The sequence below is a fragment of the Bradyrhizobium sp. genome (assembly GCF_035935975.1).
Classification (GTDB): Bacteria; Pseudomonadota; Alphaproteobacteria; order Rhizobiales; family Xanthobacteraceae; genus Bradyrhizobium.
The window spans coordinates 1-18,976 of the sequence record NZ_DASYWN010000055.1 but is presented as its reverse complement, the minus strand read 5'-3'; the positions used below and the strand labels follow the sequence as shown (position 1 = coordinate 18,976).

The window sequence follows — 18,976 nt, the reverse complement described above, 5'->3', positions numbered from 1 at the left end:
ACCATCCTATTTGTTCAGGCCTGCGGTCGGCGCCGCACCGGGCGGCGTCGGCGCCACCGGCAAGGCCGAGACGACCGCGCCCTTGATCATGCGATCGGTGCCGAGCGGCGACGACGTGTCGACCGTTCCCTTGATCACGAAGTCCACGACATCGTTGGCGTACTCGACCGGATTGTCAGTGTGGATGAAGTGACCGGTCTCGGTATAGATCTTGAGCATCGGCCGGTTGCCGGCATTGGTCATGCGCGTCATGAACGGCGTGATGACGTCGCGGCCGAGGTCGGTGAGCCCGTTGAAGGCGGGCGTCGGGATGAACGGCTCCTTGTCGCCGAAGGCGAGGAAGATCGGCGCCTTGATCTGGGTGACCCGCTCATAGAGGTTCTTCGGATCATCCTGCTGCAGTTCCGCTCCGATCGTGTAGATGTCGAAGATGAAGACGTTGCACCACTGCTCGAGCTCCTTCGGGTTGCCCTTGATGAGACCAACGCGCTGCTCGGTGTGAAAGCGGGCATATTCGCTGTCACTGAAAAAATAGCCGCTCTTGGCCGCCGACACCACTCCGGTGTTGGGATCGCGCTTCTTGAAGTAGAAGAAATCGCGGACGCTCTGTTCGTCGCGCGCCTTCTCCGCCGCGAGAATGCCGGTCTGGTCCCAGATCGACTTCCACTTGTCGAAGTCGCGGCCCTGACCGTCGGCGAACAGCGGTGCCTTCTTGTCCTTGGCGATGGTGATCTCGCGCGGATATTCCTCGAGGCCGGACGGCGCTTCCAGCGCGAGCGCTTGCACCGCATCCGGCCAGGTCAGGGCGTAGCCCACCACGAACTGGCCGCCGAGCGAATGGCCGAGATAATAGGCCTTCTTGACGCCGAGCTGGTTGACCACGAGGTCGTAGATGACTTCACGCATGTCCTGCATCGTGCGCGCCGGGCTCTTGTCGAGATTGCCCGGCCCCGACATGCCGTAATGCGGCAGGTCCGGCACGATCACGCGCAGGCCGCTGCGCAAGGCATGCTGCATGATGTTGCCGTAGTGCCCGCCGAACGCGCCCTTGCCGTGGATGATGACGAGCACCTTCGGATCCCTGTCGGTGCCGTTGTATTCATCCATGTAGCCGATCTGCCAGGCGTTACCGCTCTTGTCCTTGGCGTTGGCGAACTTGACCGGATAGGGATAGGTCACGAAATCCTTCCAGAAGGATTTTTGCGGATCGATCTTCTCGGCAACGCCGGGAACACGAAAATTCTTGTCGACGAATTTGTTGGCGCGATCCAGCGCCGCCACGTCGTCCATGAAGGTGACGAATTTCGGGTCGTTCTTGCGCTGGTTGATGATCGGGAACACGCCGTAATGGGCGACCGGGCTCTCCTGTGCGATCAGGTCGGCGCCGGGCACGCGATCGACGGCCTGCTGGGCCAGCTTGAAGTTCAGCCAGAGATCGTTGGTGATGTGCATCACCAGCGTGCGCGCCCGGATGCGGCCGAGATAGGGATTGATGTTGTGGGTCTCGCCGACCCGGTTGCGCCAGACCAGGTCGACCGCGTCGTAGAGCTTGGCACGGTTGGTGACGTTCAGGCCGGCCTTCTCGTTCGGCGGATCCCAGTAGAAGATTTCAGGCTGCACTGCGCCCCAGTTCTGGGTGGTGCGGAAGGCAAAGTCGTAACCGGTCATACCGAGGATCGACCAGCCGAATGCCACGCCGGGCATCGGATGCTTTTCCTTCGGCAGCTTGTAGTAATCGCCCTTGGTCTCCTGCCAGACCGGATCGCCCTCGATCGCGGCCGTCATCATCTGGAAGGTCCAGTTGCCGACCGGATCCTCGCCGTCCGACTGCGTGGTGCCGCCGATCGGCATCAAGGCGTTGATGTATTCCGGATGCATCACGCCCCAGACATAGGTCTGGGTGCCGCCCATGGAGACGCCGCTCACGAGCGCAACGCGCGCGACCTTCAGCTCGTCGCGCAGCAGACGGTAATTCGCCTGCACCATGTCGTAATAGCTGTATTGGGGAAACTTGATGCCGAGGCCGTCCGACGGCTTGCTCGCGCCCCAGGTCCCGAGCGGATCGACCATGATCACGTAATAGCGATCGGTGTCGATCGGCCGGCCTGGGCCGATGATCGGTACGCCACCCGAGAGCGGTGCCCCCTTGACCCACTGCTCGTACATGTCGGTGGAGTCGCCGGAATAATAGGAATTGATCACGACGGCATTGGTGATCTCGCCAGCGGCATTGCGTCGCGCATTGCCGATCGCGATGTAGCCAGTGCGCAGCTTGCCCGCGCCGAGCGATTCCAGCGTGACGCCGCCCTCGCCGCCAAACTCCCATTTGGAGGGATCGGACAGGTCATACTTGCCGCCCAGCCGGAAATTCGCGATCTCGTAGCTCTTCTTCAAACCGTCATGCTGCATCTGCGATGAGCGTCGCGTGAACGGCTGTGCGACGGCCAGCGCCGTCCCGACGAGCAGCAGGATGAGGCTGACGAAGCAACGCTTCGCGAATTCTCTCCCGACCATGACAAGGCCCTCCCTGGCAAATTTTCATGCGACGCTAGGCAGCGCAACCGGGCAGGCTTTGATCTAACTCAATGGAATGCGCCTGCTCGCGTTAAGGATCGCGCCATCGCAACTGCAGCCGGTTGTCGCAATGCCCTTCCTCAGTCACGGCTCGTACCGCGTCCGCTATGAGCTGGACGGACCGGCGGACGCCCCCGCCTATGTGCTGGTGAACGGCCTGACGCAGTATGCCGAGCTGTGGACGGCCTACCGCGACGCCCTCCTCGCCCGTCAGTTCCGCGTCGCGACCTTCGACCTGCTCGGCCAGGGCGTCTCCGACAAGCCGGCCCTCTTCATCAATCAGGATGATCATGTCGCCGTGCTTCACCGGCTGATCGGCACGCTCGGCGACGGCCCGGTCTTCCTCAGCGGCATCAGCTTCGGCGGCCTGATCGCGCTGCGCTATGCCATCGAGCATGGCGAGCGCCTGTCGGGCCTGGTGCCCATGAGTTGCTTTGCCGAGCTTACGCCGCAACTGCTCCTGATCGGCAACGCCCTGCGCACCGGCCTCATCCTCGGTGGCACCGGCTATCTCCAGGACCTGCTGCTGCCGATGAACCTGTCCGATCAATGGCTGAAGCCGCTGCTGGACAAGCTCGACGGGGTGAAGCGGCAGGGCTGGCTCGTCAACGACGTCTACGCCCTGCAGAACCTGATGGAGTCGTTTCTCGACTTCAAGCCGATCACCGCGCAGCTCTCGTCGATTGCGGTCCCCACGATGATCCTCAATGGCGAGTTCGACTTCCTGACGCCCCGCGCTCTGCATGAAACCTTGCGTGTCGAGATTCCCGACAGCGCGCTGGTGATCATTCCCGAGGCCTATCACGCCTTCACCCTCGAAAAGGGCGCGCTCACCGCGGACCTGCTCGCGCGCTTTGCCGAGGACGTCCTTGCCGGGCGCTGGCAGGGCAACAAGGCGGTGCTGGTCGCGCCCGACGAGCCCGGCGGTGCGATCACGCCGTTTCCGGCCGGCTACGACCATCTGCGCGCCATCCCGGTGCAGAGGCCGCCATCATGAGCGATTTCCTCGGGCCGCTCGATGCCGAAGGGCGCGTGCCGCCGCGCCAGCAGACCCGCGTCGCAGCCTTCCTGATCTCGGCGCATGCTGCGCTGGCGCGCCAGTACGGAATGGCCCTGCCGCTACGGATCGAAGCCGCCTGGCAGACCGAGTTGAACGCACAGTTTTATCGCGAGTCCGAGATCGTCTCGCTGCTCCAGCGCGCGACCGCCTGGGTCCCGGACGTCGCCCTGGGCTACATGGCGGCTTCCTGGGAGACGAGCTGGCTTCCCGTAACGAATGCTGCGTTGGCCGGCCATACCCTCGCGCCGGCGGTGAATCTTGCGACATTCGCCCATGCCGTTCACGCCGCCATTCGCCCTGCGGCCCTTCTGCCGGTCGAGGCCAGCGCCACCGATCCTTTCGTCATGGCATTGCGCCGCATCGAGTTCGAGAGCGGCCGGCTGCTCCAGGCGCAAATCCTGTTCCTGAAAGGGCCAGACCTTGTGCCCTACCGCGAGGCCGTCAGCGCTGCGCTCGAGATGCGGCACAACGAGGTGCGCAGGCTCTGGCATGAGATGCTGGCGAGTATCGGCATCGTTATCAGCGAATGATGCGGAGCCTTGACGCAGATCAAGGGTGGACATCTGCCGTCCGCGAACATTCGCCGACCAACGCCCGCTCCCGCCGACCGGAGTTCCATCGATGAAGGCTGTTTCCGTCGAAGAAGCTGTTGCGATGATCCCGGCCGGCGCAAGCGTCATGGTCGGAGGCTTCATGGGCGTCGGCACGCCCGAACGTCTGCTCGACGAAGTCGTCCGGCAGCACAAGAGTGGCCTGACCCTGATCTGCAATGATGCGGCAACGCCAGGCAAAGGCGTCGGCAAGCTGTTCGATGCGGCGCTGGTCTCCCGCCTGACCGCGACTCATATCGGTCTCAATCCGAAGGCGCAGCAGCAGATGCTGGCGAACCAGATCGCGGTCGATCTCATTCCCCAGGGCACCTTCGTCGAGCGCATACGCGCGGGAGGATGCGGCCTCGGCGGCGTCCTGACGCCGACCGGCGTCGGCACGCTGGTTGCGGAAGGCAAGCAGCAGATCGAGGTCGACGGCAAGCCGTTCCTGCTCGAGACCGCGCTGCGTGCGCAATTCGCCCTGGTCCACGCCTTTCTCGCCGACTATCTCGGCAATCTCGCCTACGCGCTGACATCGCGCAATTTCAATCCGGTCATGGCGATGGCCGCCGACACCGTCATCGTCACCGCCGAGAACATCGTCCCGGTCGGGGTCATCGCGCCCGACCACGTCGTGACGCCGGCGCCGCTGGTCGACTATCTCATTACGAACGGGTGACACATGGACCCGCAGATCATCATCGCCCGGCGCGTCGCCAAGGAGCTGAAAAGCGGCAATCTCGTCAATCTCGGCATCGGGATTCCGACGCTGGTCGCCAACTACGTGCCGTCCGAGCTGAAAGTCTTCTTTCAGTCGGAGAACGGATTGATCGGGACGGGGCCGATCCCCGAGCAGGGCTTGGCGCACCCGACGCTCACCGACGCCGGCGGCCGCCCGATCAGTGCGCTTCCGGGGGCAGCCACCTTCGACAGCGCGATGTCGTTCGGGCTGATCCGCGGCGGACATGTCGATGTCACTGTCCTCGGCGGCCTCCAGGTCGATGCGCATGGCCTGCTCGCCAACTGGATGATCCCCGGCAAGATGGTGCCCGGCATGGGCGGCGCGATGGATCTCGTCAGCGGCGCCAAGCGCGTCATCGTCGCCATGCAGCACGCGGCCAAGGGCAAATCCAAGATCGTCGCCAAATGCACGCTGCCGCTGACTTCGGCACGGCCGGTGAATCTGGTCGTGACCGACATGGCCGTGATCGGCTTTCCCGACGGCGAGGCAACATTGCTGGAAACCGCGCCCGGCATCTCCGTCGGGGAAGTCCTGGCGGTGACCGAGGCCGAACTGGCGATCCCGGACTCCGTGCCGGAAATGAAACTCTGACGAGGACGCTTCATGCGGATCTTTGGCAATTTCAACGAGATCAAATCGGCCGTCGGCACCGAGATCGGTGTCAGCGATTGGGTCGAGGTGTCACAGGACCGCATCAACCAGTTCGCGGAAGCGACCTGCGACGAGCAATGGATCCATGTCGATCAGGAACGCGCGGCCAAGGAGATGCCCGGCGGCAAGACCATCGCCCATGGCCTGCTCTCGCTGGCGCTCGCCCCGCTCTTCATCCGCTCCGTGATCGGCCTGAAGGGCCTGCGCAACACGCTGAACTACGGCGCCGATCGTATCCGGTATCTCGCACCGGTGCCGGCAGGCTCGAAGCTGCGTGGACGCGTCAGCGTTGCCGAAGCCGAGGACGTGCCGCCGGACGGCCTGCGCGTCAACTATCACCTCGTGATCGAGATCGAGGGCGGCAAGAAGCCCGCCTGCGTCGCCGAGCTGATCGCCCTGCACTATCGCTGAAAAGCGCGGCTGCATCTGGGCGGAGCTAACGATCATCAGCACCGCCGGTGGCGAATATTCCCTTGACGCAAGGATGCCCAGGGAGTTGAACGCGAGCGGAACGTAACGCGATGTGGTCAGCCCTGGAGAGCCTCGTTGGGATTGCTTGTCGATGGCATCTGGGCAGACCAGTGGTACGATACCAGGGGCATGGGCGGACACTTCGTGCGCCAAGCCTCCGCTTTCAGAAACTGGGTCACGGCAGACGGAGCCCCGGGCCCGACTGGAGCGGAAGGTTGCAAGGCGGAGCCGGGGCGATACCATCTCTATGTTTCGTTCGCCTGTCCCTGGGCGCATCGGACGCTGATCTTCCGCAAGCTCAAGCGCCTCGAACACATGATCAGCGTCTCGGTCGTACACTGGCTGATGGCCGAAAACGGCTGGACCTTTGCCGACGGGCCCGGGGTTGTACCAGACCCCATCCACGGTGCGCGCTTCCTCCACGAGCTCTATACACGGGCGCAGCCCAACTATACGGGCCGCGTCACCGTCCCAGTGCTCTGGGACAAGTCGACAGACACGATCGTGAACAACGAGTCGTCCGAGATCATCCGCATGTTCAACTCGGCCTTCGACGAATGCGGCGCCGCGCCCGGCGATTACTATCCGCAGGATCTTAGGCCAGAGATCGAGGCCTGGAACGCGCGCATCTACGACACAGTCAACAACGGCGTCTACAGAGCGGGCTTCGCGACGAGCCAGGACGCCTACGAAGCAGCCTTCAACGAGTTGTTCGCGACATTGGACGTGCTCGAAGCACATCTAGGCAGCCATCGATATTTGGCGGGGCAGCGCCTTACCGAGGCGGACTGGCGCCTGTTCACGACACTGCTGCGGTTCGATCCGGTCTATGTGGGCCACTTCAAGTGCAACCTGCGACGTATCGCCGATTATCCGAACCTTTCCGGCTACCTGCGCGATCTCTATCAGGTGCCTGGTGTCGCCGACACAGTTAACATGCAGCACATCAAGGGGCACTATTACCAGAGTCACCGCACGATCAATCCAACAGGCATCATCGCTGCGGGGCCGGCGATCAATCTCGCCCTTGCACACGGGCGCGGCTAGTTTGCTCGCAACAGAGGAGACAGATAGGACAGGTGCGGCTCCCTCGTGTCGTTTAGCTGCGCTGCAAGGTTTGGTCGCCATCAGCGTATAGCGGACTCGGGCAAGTCGTCAGCCCGGCCGATTTTCGGGTTCACGGCCTAGTCGATGATGTGATAGCCGCCATCGATATACAGTACGCCGCCCGTGATCAGCTTGGCGCCGTCAAGCGCCAGGAACGCCGTGGCGTTGCCGACATCGTCGATGCTGACGAGGCGGCGTGACGGCGCCTTGGATTGCGCCTTGTCCATGAGCTCGTCGAACTCCGGAATGCCCGAGGCGGCGCGGGTCGCCAGCGGACCCGGCGAGATCGCGTGGACGCGGATGCCCTTCGGGCCGAGTTCCGCCGCGATGTATCGAACCGAGGCTTCGAGCGCGGCCTTCGCCACGCCCATCACGTTGTAATTCTCCACCACCATCTGGCTGCCGTAATAGGTCATGGTGAACAGCGTGCCGCCATTCTTCATCAGGGGCTCGGCGAGATGGGCCATCCGCATGAAGGACCAGCACGAGACGTCCATGGTCTTGAGGAAGCCGTCGCGGCCGACGTCGACGACACGGCCATGCAGGGCCTCTTTGGGCGAGAACGCAATGGAATGAAGCAGGAAATCGAGCTGCCCCCATTCCGCCGCGATGCGCTCGAACACCGCTTCGGTCTGCCCCTCGACCATGACGTCCATCGGCATGAAGATCGGCGCCTCCAGCGCCTGCGCCAACGGCTCGACATGCTTCTTGGCGCGGTCGTTGAGATAGGTGACGGCGAGATCGGCGCCGAGCGCGCGGAACGCCCGCGCACATCCCCAGGCGATCGACTGATCGTTGGCGATGCCGACGATCAGGCCCTTCTTGCCCTTGAGAGCGACCTTGCTGTCCGGAAATGCGGGGATCATGACACCCTCTCAGATATTGCGTTGTTCGATGGGCTGTTCATCAGCAGCGACAGCGTGTGCTGCGCGATCATCAGTTCCTCGTCGGTCGGGACGACATAGACGGGGACGCGGCTGTCGGCGTGCGAGATCAGCCGCGCATGGCGGGCGTTCTCGCCCGCATCGATCGCGGCACCGAGCCATTCGAGCTTGGCGGCGACGCGCGCACGGATCGAGGCCGAGTTCTCGCCGATACCGGCCGTGAACACGAAGGCATCCAGCCCCTGCAGGGCCGCAGCCAGCATGCCGGTATTGAGGGCGATGCGATAGACGAAATAGTCGATCGCGAGCCTTGCCTGCGGGTCGTCGCTTGCCTCGAGCTCGCGCATGTCGTTGCTGACGCCGGAGAGGCCTTTCAATCCGCAGTCGCGGTAGAGGAAGTCCTGCACTTTCGCAGGCTGCATCCCCTTCTCGGAGATCAGGTAAAGCACGACGCCGGGATCGATCTGCCCGGGGCGCGTTCCCATCGGCAAGCCGTCCAGCGCCGTGAAACCCATCGTGCTCTCGACGCTGCGGCCGTCCTTGATCGCGCACATCGAAGCGCCGCTGCCGAGATGGGCGACGATCACGCGCTGCCTGGCGATCTCGGGCGCTACACTTGGCAGCGTCCGGGCGATGTATTCGTAGGACAGTCCGTGGAATCCGTAGCGCCGCACGCCCTCGGCATGAAGCTGATGCGGAATGGCATAATGGTCGGCGACGGCATCGTGGCTGCGGTGGAAAGCCGTGTCGAAGCACGCCACCTGCGGCAGCTTGGGGAAGTTCGCCAGCAGCGAGCGGATCGGCGCGAGATTGTGCGGCTGGTGCAGCGGCGCCAGCGAGACAAAACGTTCGAGGCGCGACACGACGCCATGGTCGATCAGCACCGGCCGCGAATAGTCCGGGCCGCCATGCACGACCCGGTGACCAACCGCCATCGGCGTCACGCGCAGCTCGTCCCGCAGCCAGTCTCCCGCAACAGCCATCGCCGCCGGAACGTCCGGCACCGCATCGATCGGATAGGCGCGATCGGCCAGGGAGTCGCCGCCTGTCCCGCTGGCGCGCAGGCGCGGCCGGCTGCCGATGCCGTCCATCTGGCCCTTGATCTGCCGGCGCAACGTGCCCTCGCCCTCGATCGAATAGACCTGGAACTTGACGCTGGAGGAGCCGGCATTGACGACGAGGATCGTGTCCATGGCGGTCACGCGGCGACTGTCGGCGCCTTCTGGCGCCTTGCGTGAGCGTAGAGCGCCGCGACCGCGCAGGATGCCATCCGTGCACGCGGCGAGTCCGCGCGCGAGGTCAGCACCACAGGCACCCGCGCGCCGAGCACGATGCCGGCGCCGTCGGCCTTGGCGAAATAAGCGAGGTTCTTCGCCAGCATGTTGCCGGATTCGAGGTCCGGGACCATCAGGATCTGGGCGCGGCCGGCGACCTCGGACACGATGCCCTTGATCCGTGCCGCCTCGGGATCGATGGCGTTGTCGAAGGCCAGCGGCCCGTCCAGCACGCCGCCGGTGATCTGGCCGCGGTCGGCCATCTTGCACAAGGCGGCCGCCTCGATCGTGGACGGGATCTTCGAGGTGACCGTTTCAACCGCTGACAGGATCGCGACGCGGGGCGTCTTGCCGAAGCCGCCCTGGTTGTAGAGATCGATCGCGTTCTGGATGATGTCGCGCTTGGCGTCGAGATCGGGGAAGATGTTGATCGCGGCATCGGTCACGAAAATGGTCTCGGCATAGGCCGGCACGTCCATGATGAAGACATGGCTGATGCGGCGGTCGGTGCGCAGGCCGCCGATCTTCGCCGTCACGGCGCGCATCAATTCATCCGTGTGCAGGCTGCCCTTCATCAGCAGCTCGCCCCTGGCGGCATGAATGAGTTCGACGCCCTTGGCGGCGGCATCGTCGCTGTGCGCCGCATCGACGATCTCGAAGCCGGAGACGTCGAGGTCGAATTTCGCGGCGGTGTCCCTGATCCTGCCCGCCGGCCCGACCAGGATCGGCCGGATGATGCCTGCGCTCGCACTGTCGATGGCGCCACGCAACGAGGTCTCGTCGCAGGGGTGCACGACCACCGTGGGCGTCGGCGGCGCCGCCCGGGCCGCCGCAATCAGGCGGTCATATTTGCTGCCGGATTGCGCTTGCGTCGCCTCAGTCGACATGATGTCACTCCTGCTTCCGCCAATCCGCGCTACGACGCCCGCGCCTGCGGGTCGAAAGGGGCCACGTTCGAAGGTGCCTCCCCCTCCCCGTCGAGGCCGAACAACTGGGCGATGCGCCGCAGACGGTTGGCGCGCTCGCCGGTGATGTCCTCGCTCGCCGACAGAACCTCGCGCATCGCCGCGAACGCCGCGCGCTTCTGGTTGAGGTCATCAGGCAGCATGTTGGGAATCGCCGCGAGCGCTGCGTCCCGATCCAGCAGCAGCATGAAGAATTGCTCGCGCACCAGCTTCTTGAACTCGGACAGTGTCATCCGGGCGCCGGCATGGTCGCGCCGCACCTGCCGCAGCGCCTCGATGCTGCGCTCGTCGACCATGCCGCGTGCGGAGCCGATATAGAGCAGTGCACGGAGCGATGCTTCACGAAGCCCGCCGTCGCCGATATGCGATTTCAGTTCCGCGATCCGCTTCTCGAGCATCGCGAGATGTTCGTCCGACATCTCCCGCCGCCGCGACGGCACCGAATTCGGATCGATGCCGACCGCAGCCTGGAGCGCCGGCGAGCCGTAGACGTTGAGGAAGATGGTCTCGCTCAGCGCCTCCTGGGCGTCCCGCCAACTGTCGAGCGCATGCACGATCTGCTTCGACATCTGCTCCTGGAAGACCAGGAACGGATTGTCCTTCGACGCCGGCTTGCGATTGTCCTCGACGCGATCGGCGGCTGATTTGATTCCGGCCATCCAGGGATTCTGGCTGCTGAACAGCTCATATTGCATCCGCAGCGGATGCATGTTGCGCGCCCAGTTCGCCACCTGCGGCGTCACCATCTTCTTGACCCAGGGCTGCATGAATTTTTGATAGGCCGCGAGATTGAGCTCCGAGACGCGCTTGGCGGCAGCAAATCGCCGCTCGTCCTCGGGCGAATTGCCGCCCATGGCGCGGATGTCGTCGAGCGTTCGCGCCTCGCAGCGCATCACCCATTGCCCCGCGGCAAGATCGGCGTTGAGTGTCTCGTTGCCGCGCGCCTCGAACGTCGCTTCATAAAGCCCGGGCGGCAGCACGTCGATCAGATCGATGTTGCTGGAGAACTCGGCATGCTCCTTCTTGGCGACGCCGCCGGAGACGAAGATGCCGAGATGACCGATGCTCTCGTGAACGGTGTAGACGATGGTCTGGCCATAGGCCCTGATCTCGTCGACATCGGCATAACAGTCGAGGATCCAGTCGAGTGCCTGCTGCGGCGGGGTGACGTTGTCGCCCTTGGAGCAGAACACCACGATCGGCGAGCGGATATTGCGCAGATCGACCTTCTGTCCGTCCGACATCTCGATCCGGCCGGCGGCGAGATTGTTGCCGATGAACAGTTCGTCGACGATGAACTGGATCTCTTCGGCGTTGAGATTGACGTGACCGCCCCACCAGCGCTCGAAATCGAGATAGCGCTCGGCCTCGGTGTCGACCTTGGAATAGACGTTGTACTGCTTGGTCCAGAGCGTGTTCGACGGGTTCTGGTTCTCGAAGTTCTGCACCAGCCAGGCGCCGTCGAACTTGCCGGCGCCGAGATCGCTCGTGAGCGCCGTGAGCCAGCTTCCGCCCAAGAGGCCGCCCGAATAGCGCATCGGATATTGGCCGTGCACGCCCGCCCAATAGGCCAGCGGCGCGCCGGCGATGATCAGCGGTCCGAACAATTCCGGCCGCAGCGACGCCAGGATCATGACGGCCCAGCCGGCCTGGCAATTGCCGATCACGCAGGGCTTGCCGTCGGCGTCGGGATGACGGCTGATGACGGTTTCAAGAAATTTCGCTTCCGCGCGCGCAATGCGTTCGATCGTCTGCCCCGGCACGGGCTCGGGCAGGAACCCGATGAAATAGCAGGGATGTCCCGCCTTCATGGCGACACCGATCTCGCTGTCGGCCTTGAAGCCGCCGATGCCGGGTCCATGGCCTGCGCGCGGATCGACCACGACGAAGGGCCGCCGGCTCATTTCGATCTCGACATCCTTGGGCGGGATGATGCGCACCAGCGCGTAATTCACGGGCTCGTCGAGCTGGCGGCCGTCCGTGATCAATTCGGCAGCATATTGCAGCACGTGCGGCGCCGTCTGCGCGACATGCTCGCGATACTGATCGCCCCGCTGGCGCATGATGTCCAGGAACAGCACACTGCGCTGTCCCGCATCGACCATATATTCCACGGCCGAGGCGACCAGCCCCGACATGGGCCCCTCAGGCAGCTTCAGATTTTCCATCGCCATCTTCGACCTCGTCGTCGCGCCCGAGGTCATTCAAGGAGGCCGGCGGCCGTCTACGTTGACATAGGTCAACGGTCGGCAACACGTTCGCCGCCGGCGTGCATGGCGCACCATCGCGCGATCTTCAGGAACCGCGAGCCGGAACCTTGTGCGGAAAAAAGCCGGCCGACAGGATCAAGCGCTGCGGAACGGATTCTGCCCTATCCCGCTTAACGGGGATGGACAGAATATTTCTTGCAATGATGGTCTCATCCGTTCTGCTGCTGATCGTGGCGGCCGACCTGCTGGTCAACGGCATTGGTCTGCAGGAGCCGGCGACGAATGTCGCCAGCATGATTCCGGCATCAACCCGCCTGGTCCGATAAGCGTGACGCCGCACCCGCGGCCGAACAACAAAATCAAAAAAATATGGCGGAACAAATCGGTCCGATTCGGACTTTTGCTCATCGCGCCGGCCATCAAGGCTCGCGCGATCCGGACAGGCTCAGCTCCGCTTTGGTAGGGGGAGCTGAGCCACCGTCCGTTTGGGAAAACTAGCCCCCGCTCCGATAGACCTGGATATCGAGGTCCCGGATTTTCTTGCGCAGCGTATTGCGGTTGAGGCCGAGCAGATCGGCGGCGCGGATCTGGTTGCCGCGGGTGGCGGCGAGCGCAGCCGTGAGCAGCGGTACCTCGATCTCCTTGAGGATGCGGTGATAGAGGCCCGGCGGCGGCACGCCGTTCGGGAAGCCCTGGAAGTGCGACGACAGATACGCCTCCACCGCGCCACCGAGATTGTCGACGCCCTGCTGGACCGCGGCGCCCGGGCTGACCGTGGGCGGCGCAAGCTCGCCGTCGATGACGGAGGCCGTGATCACGTCCTGCGGATAGAGCGCGGCGAGGCGCCGGGCCAGGTTCTCGAGCTCGCGCACGTTGCCGGGCCAGCGGTGCTGCTTCATCCGCTCCAGCGCCAGCGCATCGAGCTTCTTGGGTGGCAGGCCGTCCTTTTCAGCCAGCGAGAAGAAGTGGCGGACGAGATCGGGCAGATCCTCGATGCGTTCGCGCAAGGGCGGCAGCCGCAGCGGAACCACGTTGAGGCGGAAGAACAGGTCCTCGCGGAACAGGCCCTGCTGGATCAGCACGCGCAGATCCTTGTTGGAGGCCGCGACGATGCGTACGTCGGTCTTGATCGGGGTGCGGCCGCCGACGGTGGTGTATTCGCCCTGCTGCAGGACGCGCAGCAATCGGGTCTGCGCCTCCATCGGCATGTCGCCGATTTCGTCCAGGAACAGCGTGCCGCCCTCGGCCTGCTCGAACCGGCCGGAGGCGCGGGTATTGGCACCGGTGAAGGCGCCGCGCTCGTGGCCGAACAATTCGGACTCGATCAGGTCGCGCGGGATCGCCGCCATGTTGACCGCGACGAACGGGCCGTTGCGGCGCTTGCCGTAATCGTGCAGCGCGCGCGCCACCAGCTCCTTGCCGGTACCGGATTCGCCCGTGATCATCACCGTGAGGTCGGTCTGCATCAGGCGTGCGAGCACGCGGTAGATTTCCTGCATCGCCGGCGAGCGGCCGACCAGCGGGATCGCCTCCATCTCGGCGTCCTCGTCCGGCGTCGAGACCCGCTCCTTGGGCTCGGCCAGCGCGCGGCCGACGATGGCGATCAGTTCCTTCAGGTCGAAGGGCTTCGGCAGATATTCGTACGCGCCCCGTTCGGACGCGCGGATCGCCGTCATGAAGGTGTTTTGCGCGCTCATGACGATGACCGGCAAGTTCGGCCGCATCTTCTTGATCCGCGGCAACAGGTCGAAGGCGTTCTCGTCGGGCATCACCACGTCGGTGATGACGAGATCGCCCTCCCCCTGGCTGACCCAGCGCCACAGCGTTGCGGCGTTGCCGGTGAGCCTCACCTCATAGCCGGCGCGGGACAGTGCCTGATTGAGAACGGTGCGGATGGCGGTATCGTCATCAGCAACGAGAATGCTACCTGCGGGCATCGTTAATCCTCATTTTGCCCCCTGTGACGCAGACGACGACTTCCCGGCAGAGCCGTCGCGACTGCTGTGATCGGCATGTTTCACCGATGTGGAATACATCGGCATCAGCACGCGGAAGGTGGTCTTGCGCGGCTGAGACTCGCATTCGATGATGCCCCCGTGATCGCCGACGATCTTGGCGACCAGCGCCAAACCGAGACCCGAGCCGGTCTGCTTGGTGGTCACGAAGGGATCGAACAGGTTGGGCAGCAGATCGTCCGGCACGCCTGGTCCATTGTCTCGCACGCAGAATTCGAGCGGCAGAGATACCCGGGATTTTTGACCGGGGACTGACAGGCGCACGCCGGGGCGGAACGCGGTGGTGAGCTGGATCTCGGCGTCGGGCACGTCGATCAGCGCTTCGGCGGCATTCTTCACGAGGTTGAGGAACACCTGGATGAGCTGGTCCTGGTTCGCCAGCACCGGCGGCAGCGAGGGATCGTAATCCTCGATGAAGCGGATGTTGCGGGCAAAGCCGGACTGCGCCAGCCGCTTCACGTGGTCGAGCACGGAATGGATGTTGACGGGGCCGCGCACCACGGGGCGCTCGTCGCCGAACACCTCCATGCGGTCGACCAGCGTCACGATGCGGTCGGCTTCGTCGCAGATCAGCCGCGTCAGCATGCGGTCCTCGGACGAAGCCTGCTGCTCCAGAAGCTGCGCCGCCCCACGGATGCCGGAGAGCGGGTTCTTGATCTCGTGCGCCAGCATGGCTGCTAGCGCTATCACCGAGCGCGCAGCGCTGCGATGGGTGAGCTGGCGGTCCATCTTGTCGGCGATGGAGCGCTCCTGAAGCATCACCACGATGTGGCCGGGCCGCTCGGTGAGCGGCGCGACGTGCAGGTCGACCTGGCGGTCACCGCCCATGCGCGGCGTGCCGAGATCGACCTTGTACTCGTTGACCGGCGAGTTCGACGAACGCACCTGGTCGATCAGCGCCAGCAACGGGCTGCCGAACGGCACCAGCTCCTTCAGCGACTGGCGCTTCAGGAACTGCGTCGAGATATCGAAGAAGGCTTCGGTCGCGATGTTGGCGGCGACGATCTTGCCGTCCGGCCCGATCATGAGCACGGGATTGGGAAGCGCGTCCAGGATGGCGTCGCTGTCGGACGGAAGCGGCCGACGATGTTCAGCAGCTGAGCTCATGCAGCAGCGCTCCATGCGAAGTCGTCGAAGGCATCTTGCAGTGACTGGTGGACGGCGGTGGGATCCTCCGAGGTGAGGATCTTCTGGCGCCACCCCTTCAGCTTCTCGACCGACGCGCCGCTCGCCCCGGCGGCGACGTCGAGCGCCCAGCCGAGATGCTTGCGGGCGTGCTTGAGGCCGACGCGCAGGCCGTAGAGCGCGCAGACGCCCTCATAAAGAGTGCGGACGTAATGCAGCTGCGTTTCCAGCGACGGCGTGGCTTCAGCGGCCCCGCCCTTGAGGCGGCGGCCGATCTCGCCGGGCAGCCAGGGCTGGCCGTTGGCGCCGCGGCCGATCATCACGGCATCCGCGCCGGAGGCCTGAAGCGCCGCGAGCGCCTTCTCGTAAGTGGTGATGTCGCCATTGACGACGAGCGGAAGCGAGATGGCTTGGCGCACCGCGCGGATCGCATCCCAATCGGCCTCGCCCTTGTAGAACTGGCAGCGGGTGCGGCCATGCACGGTGACGAGCTGGATGCCGGCAGCTTCCGCGCGGCGCGCAAGCTCCGGCGCATTGCGGCTGCGGTCGTCCCAGCCGAGCCGCATCTTCAGCGTCACGGGGACCTTCACCGCGGCGATCGTCGCCTCGATCAGGCTGACGGCGTGGTCGAGGTCGCGCATCAGCGCCGAGCCGGACTGGCCGCCGGTGACGTGGCGGGCCGGGCAGCCCATGTTGATATCGATGATGTCGGCGCCTTCGGCTTCGGCGATCCGGGCGCCTTCGGCCATCCAATGAGTCTCGCAGCCGGCGAGCTGGACCACATGCGGACCGATTCCGGTCGCTTCGCAGCGCAACCGCGACATCCGGTGGCCGTTGGCGAGCTCGTCGCTCGCCGTCATCTCGGACACGACGAGGCCGGCCCCCAGCTCGGCGGCGAGCTTGCGGACGGGCGAGTCGGTCACCCCCGACATCGGTGCCAGGAAAACCGGGGTGGCGACGTCAATATCGCCTATTTTCAACGGCTTAGTGCCTGATACTGCCGAGCCGGTCACAGGGGTCTCGTTAAGTTGGCAGGGCTTCATCGCGCTGCCATGGCCTATCTTGCGCACAATTCTTGTGCAGTCAAGCGTCATGCCTACAGTTTAGACAATTCTGCAAATCTTTCAAGTGCAGTGCAGCAAATTGCTGTTTCCCACAATCCGGGGAAACCCCCTTTTTTTGCGGTGCTGCCGTGCTAGAGGCATGCCGGTCATCACCCACTCCCCGACTCTTCATCACCAACTGAGTATTTGAGTCCTATGGCGAAATCACAGCGCACCGCAGTCGTTCTCGTCGCGGCCGGACGCGGCCTGCGCGCAGGCGCCGGCGGGCCGAAGCAATATCGGACGATCGGCGGCGTGCCTGTGATCCATCGCGCCATGGAAGCCTTCAGCCAGCATCCCGATGTGTTCGCCGTGCAGCCGGTGGTGAACCCCGACGACAGCGCCATGTTCACGGCAGCGGTCGCAGGGCTGAAGCACGAGGCGCCGACCCATGGCGGTGCCACCCGTCAGGCCTCGGTGCTTGCCGGACTCGAAGCGCTCGCAAAACATAAGCCCGACATCGTGCTGATCCACGACGCCGCCCGGCCCTTCGTCTCGGCCGGCGTGATCTCGCGCGCGATCGAGGCGGCATGCCGCACGGGTGCTGCGATCCCCGTCGTCCCCGTCACCGACACCATCAAGGTCACGAGCGAGAGCGGCGATGTCGAGGACACGCCGGACCGCGCGCGTTTGCGAATCGCGCAGACGCCGCAATCCTTTCGTTTCGATGTCATCCTCGAAGCGCATCGTCGCGCGGCAAAGGACGGGCGCTCTGATTTCACCGATGATGCCGCGATTGCCGAATGGGCGGGATTGACGGTTGCAACCTTTGAAGGCGATGTTGCCAATATGAAGCTCACCACCCCCGAGGATTTCGTGCGCGAGGAAGCGCGCCTGGCCAGCCTGCTCGGCGACATCCGCACCGGCACGGGCTACGACGTCCACGCCTTCGGCGAAGGCGACCACCTCATGCTCTGCGGTGTGCGCGTTCCCCACACGAAAGGCTTCCTGGCGCACTCCGACGGCGACGTCGGCCTGCATGCGCTGGTCGACGCCATCCTCGGCGCGCTCGCCGACGGCGACATCGGCTCGCACTTCCCGCCGAGCGACGCCAAGTGGAAGGGCGCCTCCTCCGACCAGTTCCTGAAATACGCCATCGAGCGCGTCACGGCGCGCGGCGGCCGTGTCGCCAATCTCGAAGTCACCATGATCTGCGAGCGGCCGAAGATCGGTCCCCTGCGCGACACCATGCGCGCGCGCATCGCCGAGATCTCCGGCGTCGACATCTCCCGCGTCGCCGTGAAGGCGACGACCAGCGAGCGGCTCGGCTTCACCGGCCGCGAGGAAGGCATCGCGGCCACCGCGAGCGCCACCATCCGCCTGCCATTTAACGAAAAGACCTGGAGCATCTAGGTCATGGCCGGCAGCGACGCACGCGCCCTCTCCCGCTCGCTGCTCGATCTCTGCCGGATGCGCAAGCTGACGATCGCGACCGCCGAGTCCTGCACCGGCGGCCTCGTCGCCGGCGCGCTCACCGACATCCCCGGCTCGTCTGATGTCATCGACCGCGGCTTCGTCACCTATTCCAACGACGCCAAGCGCGCGATGCTGGGGGTCGAGGCGAGCACGCTCACCAATTTCGGCGCGGTCAGCAAGGAGACCGCAACCGCGATGGCGGTCGGCGCGCTGGAGCGTGCCGACGTCGATCTCGCCGTCGCCATCACCGGCATTGCCGGCCCCGGCGGCGCGACGCCCGGCAAGCCGGTCGGCCTCGTCCATTTCGCCGCCGCCGCGCGCGACGGCCGCATCATCCATCGCGAGCATCGTTTCGGCGCGATCGGCCGCACCGCCGTGCGCCAGCGCTCGGTGGTCGAGGCGCTGCGCATGCTGATGGACCTCGCCCGCGGCCCGCAGGTTGCAGCCAAGCCGCAACGCGCCGCCGCCAGCCGCCTGCGCCCGCGCGTGACACGCTCGCCGCGCCGGCATGCGGCGAAGCGCAGGACTCCGCGGTCGCCGCGGGGCTGAAATCCCGTAGCCCGGATGGAGCGAAGCGCAATCCGGGGTTCGTCACCGCCGAGACAGGGGCCCGGATTACGCTTCGCTCCATCCGGGCTACAAGCCTCTGCGTTGCCCGTCGAGGCCGAGCAAGAACTCGGCATTTCGGGGAGTTGATGTACGATTCTGTTCATGACGAATCGCACATTCAAGTCCGGCGAGAGCCGAGAGCAACTCAGTCTGCTTCCAGCGCGGGTTGAGGACTATGTC

The 18,976-nt window shown here is 64.8% G+C and carries 17 protein-coding genes; 9 read left to right on the top strand and 8 right to left on the bottom strand.

What is annotated here, in order from left to right; translation table 11 throughout:
* Window positions 1-6: 6 nt before the first annotated feature.
* Window positions 7-2,514 carry an alpha/beta hydrolase gene (locus VGR99_RS33775; protein WP_326904278.1) on the bottom strand — a complete coding sequence of 836 codons (2,508 nt, stop codon included), beginning with the start codon at window positions 2,512-2,514 and terminating at the stop codon, window positions 7-9.
* Between the two features lie 130 nt (window positions 2,515-2,644).
* Here VGR99_RS33775 and VGR99_RS33770 point away from each other — a divergent pair, with 130 nt between their 5' ends.
* From VGR99_RS33770 to VGR99_RS33745, 6 genes are all read left to right on the top strand, one after another.
* Window positions 2,645-3,571: an alpha/beta hydrolase gene (locus tag VGR99_RS33770; RefSeq protein ID WP_326904277.1), complete on the top strand. Its 927-nt coding sequence runs from the start codon at window positions 2,645-2,647 to the stop codon at window positions 3,569-3,571.
* Window positions 3,568-4,164 (top strand): hypothetical protein, encoded by a 597-nt coding sequence (locus VGR99_RS33765; protein WP_326904276.1) that lies wholly within the window; start codon window positions 3,568-3,570, stop codon window positions 4,162-4,164. Before VGR99_RS33770 ends, VGR99_RS33765 begins: the two co-directional genes overlap by 4 nt.
* A gap of 91 nt (window positions 4,165-4,255) precedes the next feature.
* A complete protein-coding gene (locus VGR99_RS33760; protein ID WP_326904275.1) occupies window positions 4,256-4,903 on the top strand; it encodes a CoA transferase subunit A in 648 nt (215 codons plus the stop codon).
* 3 nt (window positions 4,904-4,906) lie between these two features.
* Entirely contained in the window at window positions 4,907-5,557 is a 651-nt protein-coding gene (locus VGR99_RS33755) for a 3-oxoacid CoA-transferase subunit B (protein ID WP_326904274.1), read from the top strand.
* Between the two features lie 12 nt (window positions 5,558-5,569).
* Window positions 5,570-6,028, top strand: a complete 459-nt coding sequence (locus VGR99_RS33750) for a MaoC family dehydratase (protein ID WP_326904273.1) — start codon at window positions 5,570-5,572, stop codon at window positions 6,026-6,028.
* Window positions 6,029-6,163: 135 nt separating this feature from the next.
* Window positions 6,164-7,135 (top strand): glutathione S-transferase family protein, encoded by a 972-nt coding sequence (locus VGR99_RS33745; RefSeq protein WP_326904272.1) that lies wholly within the window; start codon window positions 6,164-6,166, stop codon window positions 7,133-7,135.
* Between the two features lie 137 nt (window positions 7,136-7,272).
* On the opposite strand, the gene fabI is transcribed toward VGR99_RS33745, so the two are convergent.
* The 4 genes from fabI to VGR99_RS33725 are packed head-to-tail and all read right to left on the bottom strand — an operon-like array spanning window position 7,273 to window position 12,492.
* Window positions 7,273-8,061 carry an enoyl-ACP reductase FabI gene (fabI, locus tag VGR99_RS33740; protein WP_326904271.1) on the bottom strand — a complete coding sequence of 263 codons (789 nt, stop codon included), beginning with the start codon at window positions 8,059-8,061 and terminating at the stop codon, window positions 7,273-7,275.
* Window positions 8,058-9,272 carry an acetate/propionate family kinase gene (locus tag VGR99_RS33735; protein WP_326904270.1) on the bottom strand — a complete coding sequence of 405 codons (1,215 nt, stop codon included), beginning with the start codon at window positions 9,270-9,272 and terminating at the stop codon, window positions 8,058-8,060. The genes fabI and VGR99_RS33735 overlap by 4 nt, the downstream gene beginning before the upstream one ends.
* Before the next feature lie 5 nt (window positions 9,273-9,277).
* Window positions 9,278-10,240 (bottom strand): phosphate acetyltransferase, encoded by a 963-nt coding sequence (locus VGR99_RS33730; protein ID WP_326904269.1) that lies wholly within the window; start codon window positions 10,238-10,240, stop codon window positions 9,278-9,280.
* Between the two features lie 29 nt (window positions 10,241-10,269).
* Window positions 10,270-12,492 (bottom strand): DUF3141 domain-containing protein, encoded by a 2,223-nt coding sequence (locus tag VGR99_RS33725; RefSeq protein ID WP_326904268.1) that lies wholly within the window; start codon window positions 12,490-12,492, stop codon window positions 10,270-10,272.
* A gap of 236 nt (window positions 12,493-12,728) precedes the next feature.
* Between VGR99_RS33725 and VGR99_RS33720 the strand changes: the two genes are divergently transcribed.
* Window positions 12,729-12,854 (top strand): hypothetical protein, encoded by a 126-nt coding sequence (locus tag VGR99_RS33720; protein ID WP_326904267.1) that lies wholly within the window; start codon window positions 12,729-12,731, stop codon window positions 12,852-12,854.
* Between the two features lie 168 nt (window positions 12,855-13,022).
* Here the strand turns inward: VGR99_RS33720 and ntrC are convergent, their stop codons facing one another.
* Genes ntrC through dusB form a run of 3 tightly spaced genes read right to left on the bottom strand, consistent with a single transcriptional unit; the run spans window position 13,023 to window position 16,648 of the window.
* Window positions 13,023-14,465 (bottom strand): nitrogen regulation protein NR(I), encoded by a 1,443-nt coding sequence (ntrC, locus tag VGR99_RS33715; RefSeq protein WP_326904266.1) that lies wholly within the window; start codon window positions 14,463-14,465, stop codon window positions 13,023-13,025.
* A gap of 9 nt (window positions 14,466-14,474) precedes the next feature.
* Window positions 14,475-15,650 (bottom strand): nitrogen regulation protein NR(II), encoded by a 1,176-nt coding sequence (locus tag VGR99_RS33710; protein WP_326904265.1) that lies wholly within the window; start codon window positions 15,648-15,650, stop codon window positions 14,475-14,477.
* Window positions 15,647-16,648 carry a tRNA dihydrouridine synthase DusB gene (gene dusB / locus VGR99_RS33705; protein ID WP_326904580.1) on the bottom strand — a complete coding sequence of 334 codons (1,002 nt, stop codon included), beginning with the start codon at window positions 16,646-16,648 and terminating at the stop codon, window positions 15,647-15,649. The genes VGR99_RS33710 and dusB overlap by 4 nt, the downstream gene beginning before the upstream one ends.
* Before the next feature lie 279 nt (window positions 16,649-16,927).
* On the opposite strand from dusB, the gene VGR99_RS33700 reads away from it, so the two are divergent.
* Together VGR99_RS33700 and VGR99_RS33695 are read left to right on the top strand one after the other, a co-directional pair.
* On the top strand, window positions 16,928-18,124 hold the full coding sequence (locus VGR99_RS33700) for a bifunctional 2-C-methyl-D-erythritol 4-phosphate cytidylyltransferase/2-C-methyl-D-erythritol 2,4-cyclodiphosphate synthase (protein ID WP_326904264.1): 1,197 nt from the start codon (window positions 16,928-16,930) through the stop codon (window positions 18,122-18,124).
* Window positions 18,125-18,127: 3 nt separating this feature from the next.
* Window positions 18,128-18,736: a CinA family protein gene (locus VGR99_RS33695; RefSeq protein WP_326904263.1), complete on the top strand. Its 609-nt coding sequence runs from the start codon at window positions 18,128-18,130 to the stop codon at window positions 18,734-18,736.
* Window positions 18,737-18,976: the final 240 nt, after the last annotated feature.

Bases quoted from the DNA above. Each gene is read 5' to 3' on its own strand.
- VGR99_RS33710 (WP_326904265.1), bottom strand. From the start codon at position 15,650: ATGAGCTCAGCTGCTGAACATCGTCGGCCGCTTCCGTCCGACAGCGAC.
- VGR99_RS33775 (WP_326904278.1), bottom strand. From the start codon at position 2,514: ATGGTCGGGAGAGAATTCGCGAAGCGTTGCTTCGTCAGCCTCATCCTG.
- VGR99_RS33735 (WP_326904270.1), bottom strand. From the start codon at position 9,272: ATGGACACGATCCTCGTCGTCAATGCCGGCTCCTCCAGCGTCAAGTTC.
- VGR99_RS33720 (WP_326904267.1), top strand. From the start codon at position 12,729: ATGATGGTCTCATCCGTTCTGCTGCTGATCGTGGCGGCCGACCTGCTG.
- VGR99_RS33755 (WP_326904274.1), top strand. From the start codon at position 4,907: ATGGACCCGCAGATCATCATCGCCCGGCGCGTCGCCAAGGAGCTGAAA.
- VGR99_RS33770 (WP_326904277.1), top strand. From the start codon at position 2,645: ATGCCCTTCCTCAGTCACGGCTCGTACCGCGTCCGCTATGAGCTGGAC.
- VGR99_RS33765 (WP_326904276.1), top strand. From the start codon at position 3,568: ATGAGCGATTTCCTCGGGCCGCTCGATGCCGAAGGGCGCGTGCCGCCG.
- ntrC (WP_326904266.1), bottom strand. From the start codon at position 14,465: ATGCCCGCAGGTAGCATTCTCGTTGCTGATGACGATACCGCCATCCGC.
- VGR99_RS33700 (WP_326904264.1), top strand. From the start codon at position 16,928: ATGGCGAAATCACAGCGCACCGCAGTCGTTCTCGTCGCGGCCGGACGC.
- VGR99_RS33695 (WP_326904263.1), top strand. From the start codon at position 18,128: ATGGCCGGCAGCGACGCACGCGCCCTCTCCCGCTCGCTGCTCGATCTC.
- fabI (WP_326904271.1), bottom strand. From the start codon at position 8,061: ATGATCCCCGCATTTCCGGACAGCAAGGTCGCTCTCAAGGGCAAGAAG.
- VGR99_RS33730 (WP_326904269.1), bottom strand. From the start codon at position 10,240: ATGTCGACTGAGGCGACGCAAGCGCAATCCGGCAGCAAATATGACCGC.
- VGR99_RS33760 (WP_326904275.1), top strand. From the start codon at position 4,256: ATGAAGGCTGTTTCCGTCGAAGAAGCTGTTGCGATGATCCCGGCCGGC.
- VGR99_RS33725 (WP_326904268.1), bottom strand. From the start codon at position 12,492: ATGGCGATGGAAAATCTGAAGCTGCCTGAGGGGCCCATGTCGGGGCTG.
- VGR99_RS33750 (WP_326904273.1), top strand. From the start codon at position 5,570: ATGCGGATCTTTGGCAATTTCAACGAGATCAAATCGGCCGTCGGCACC.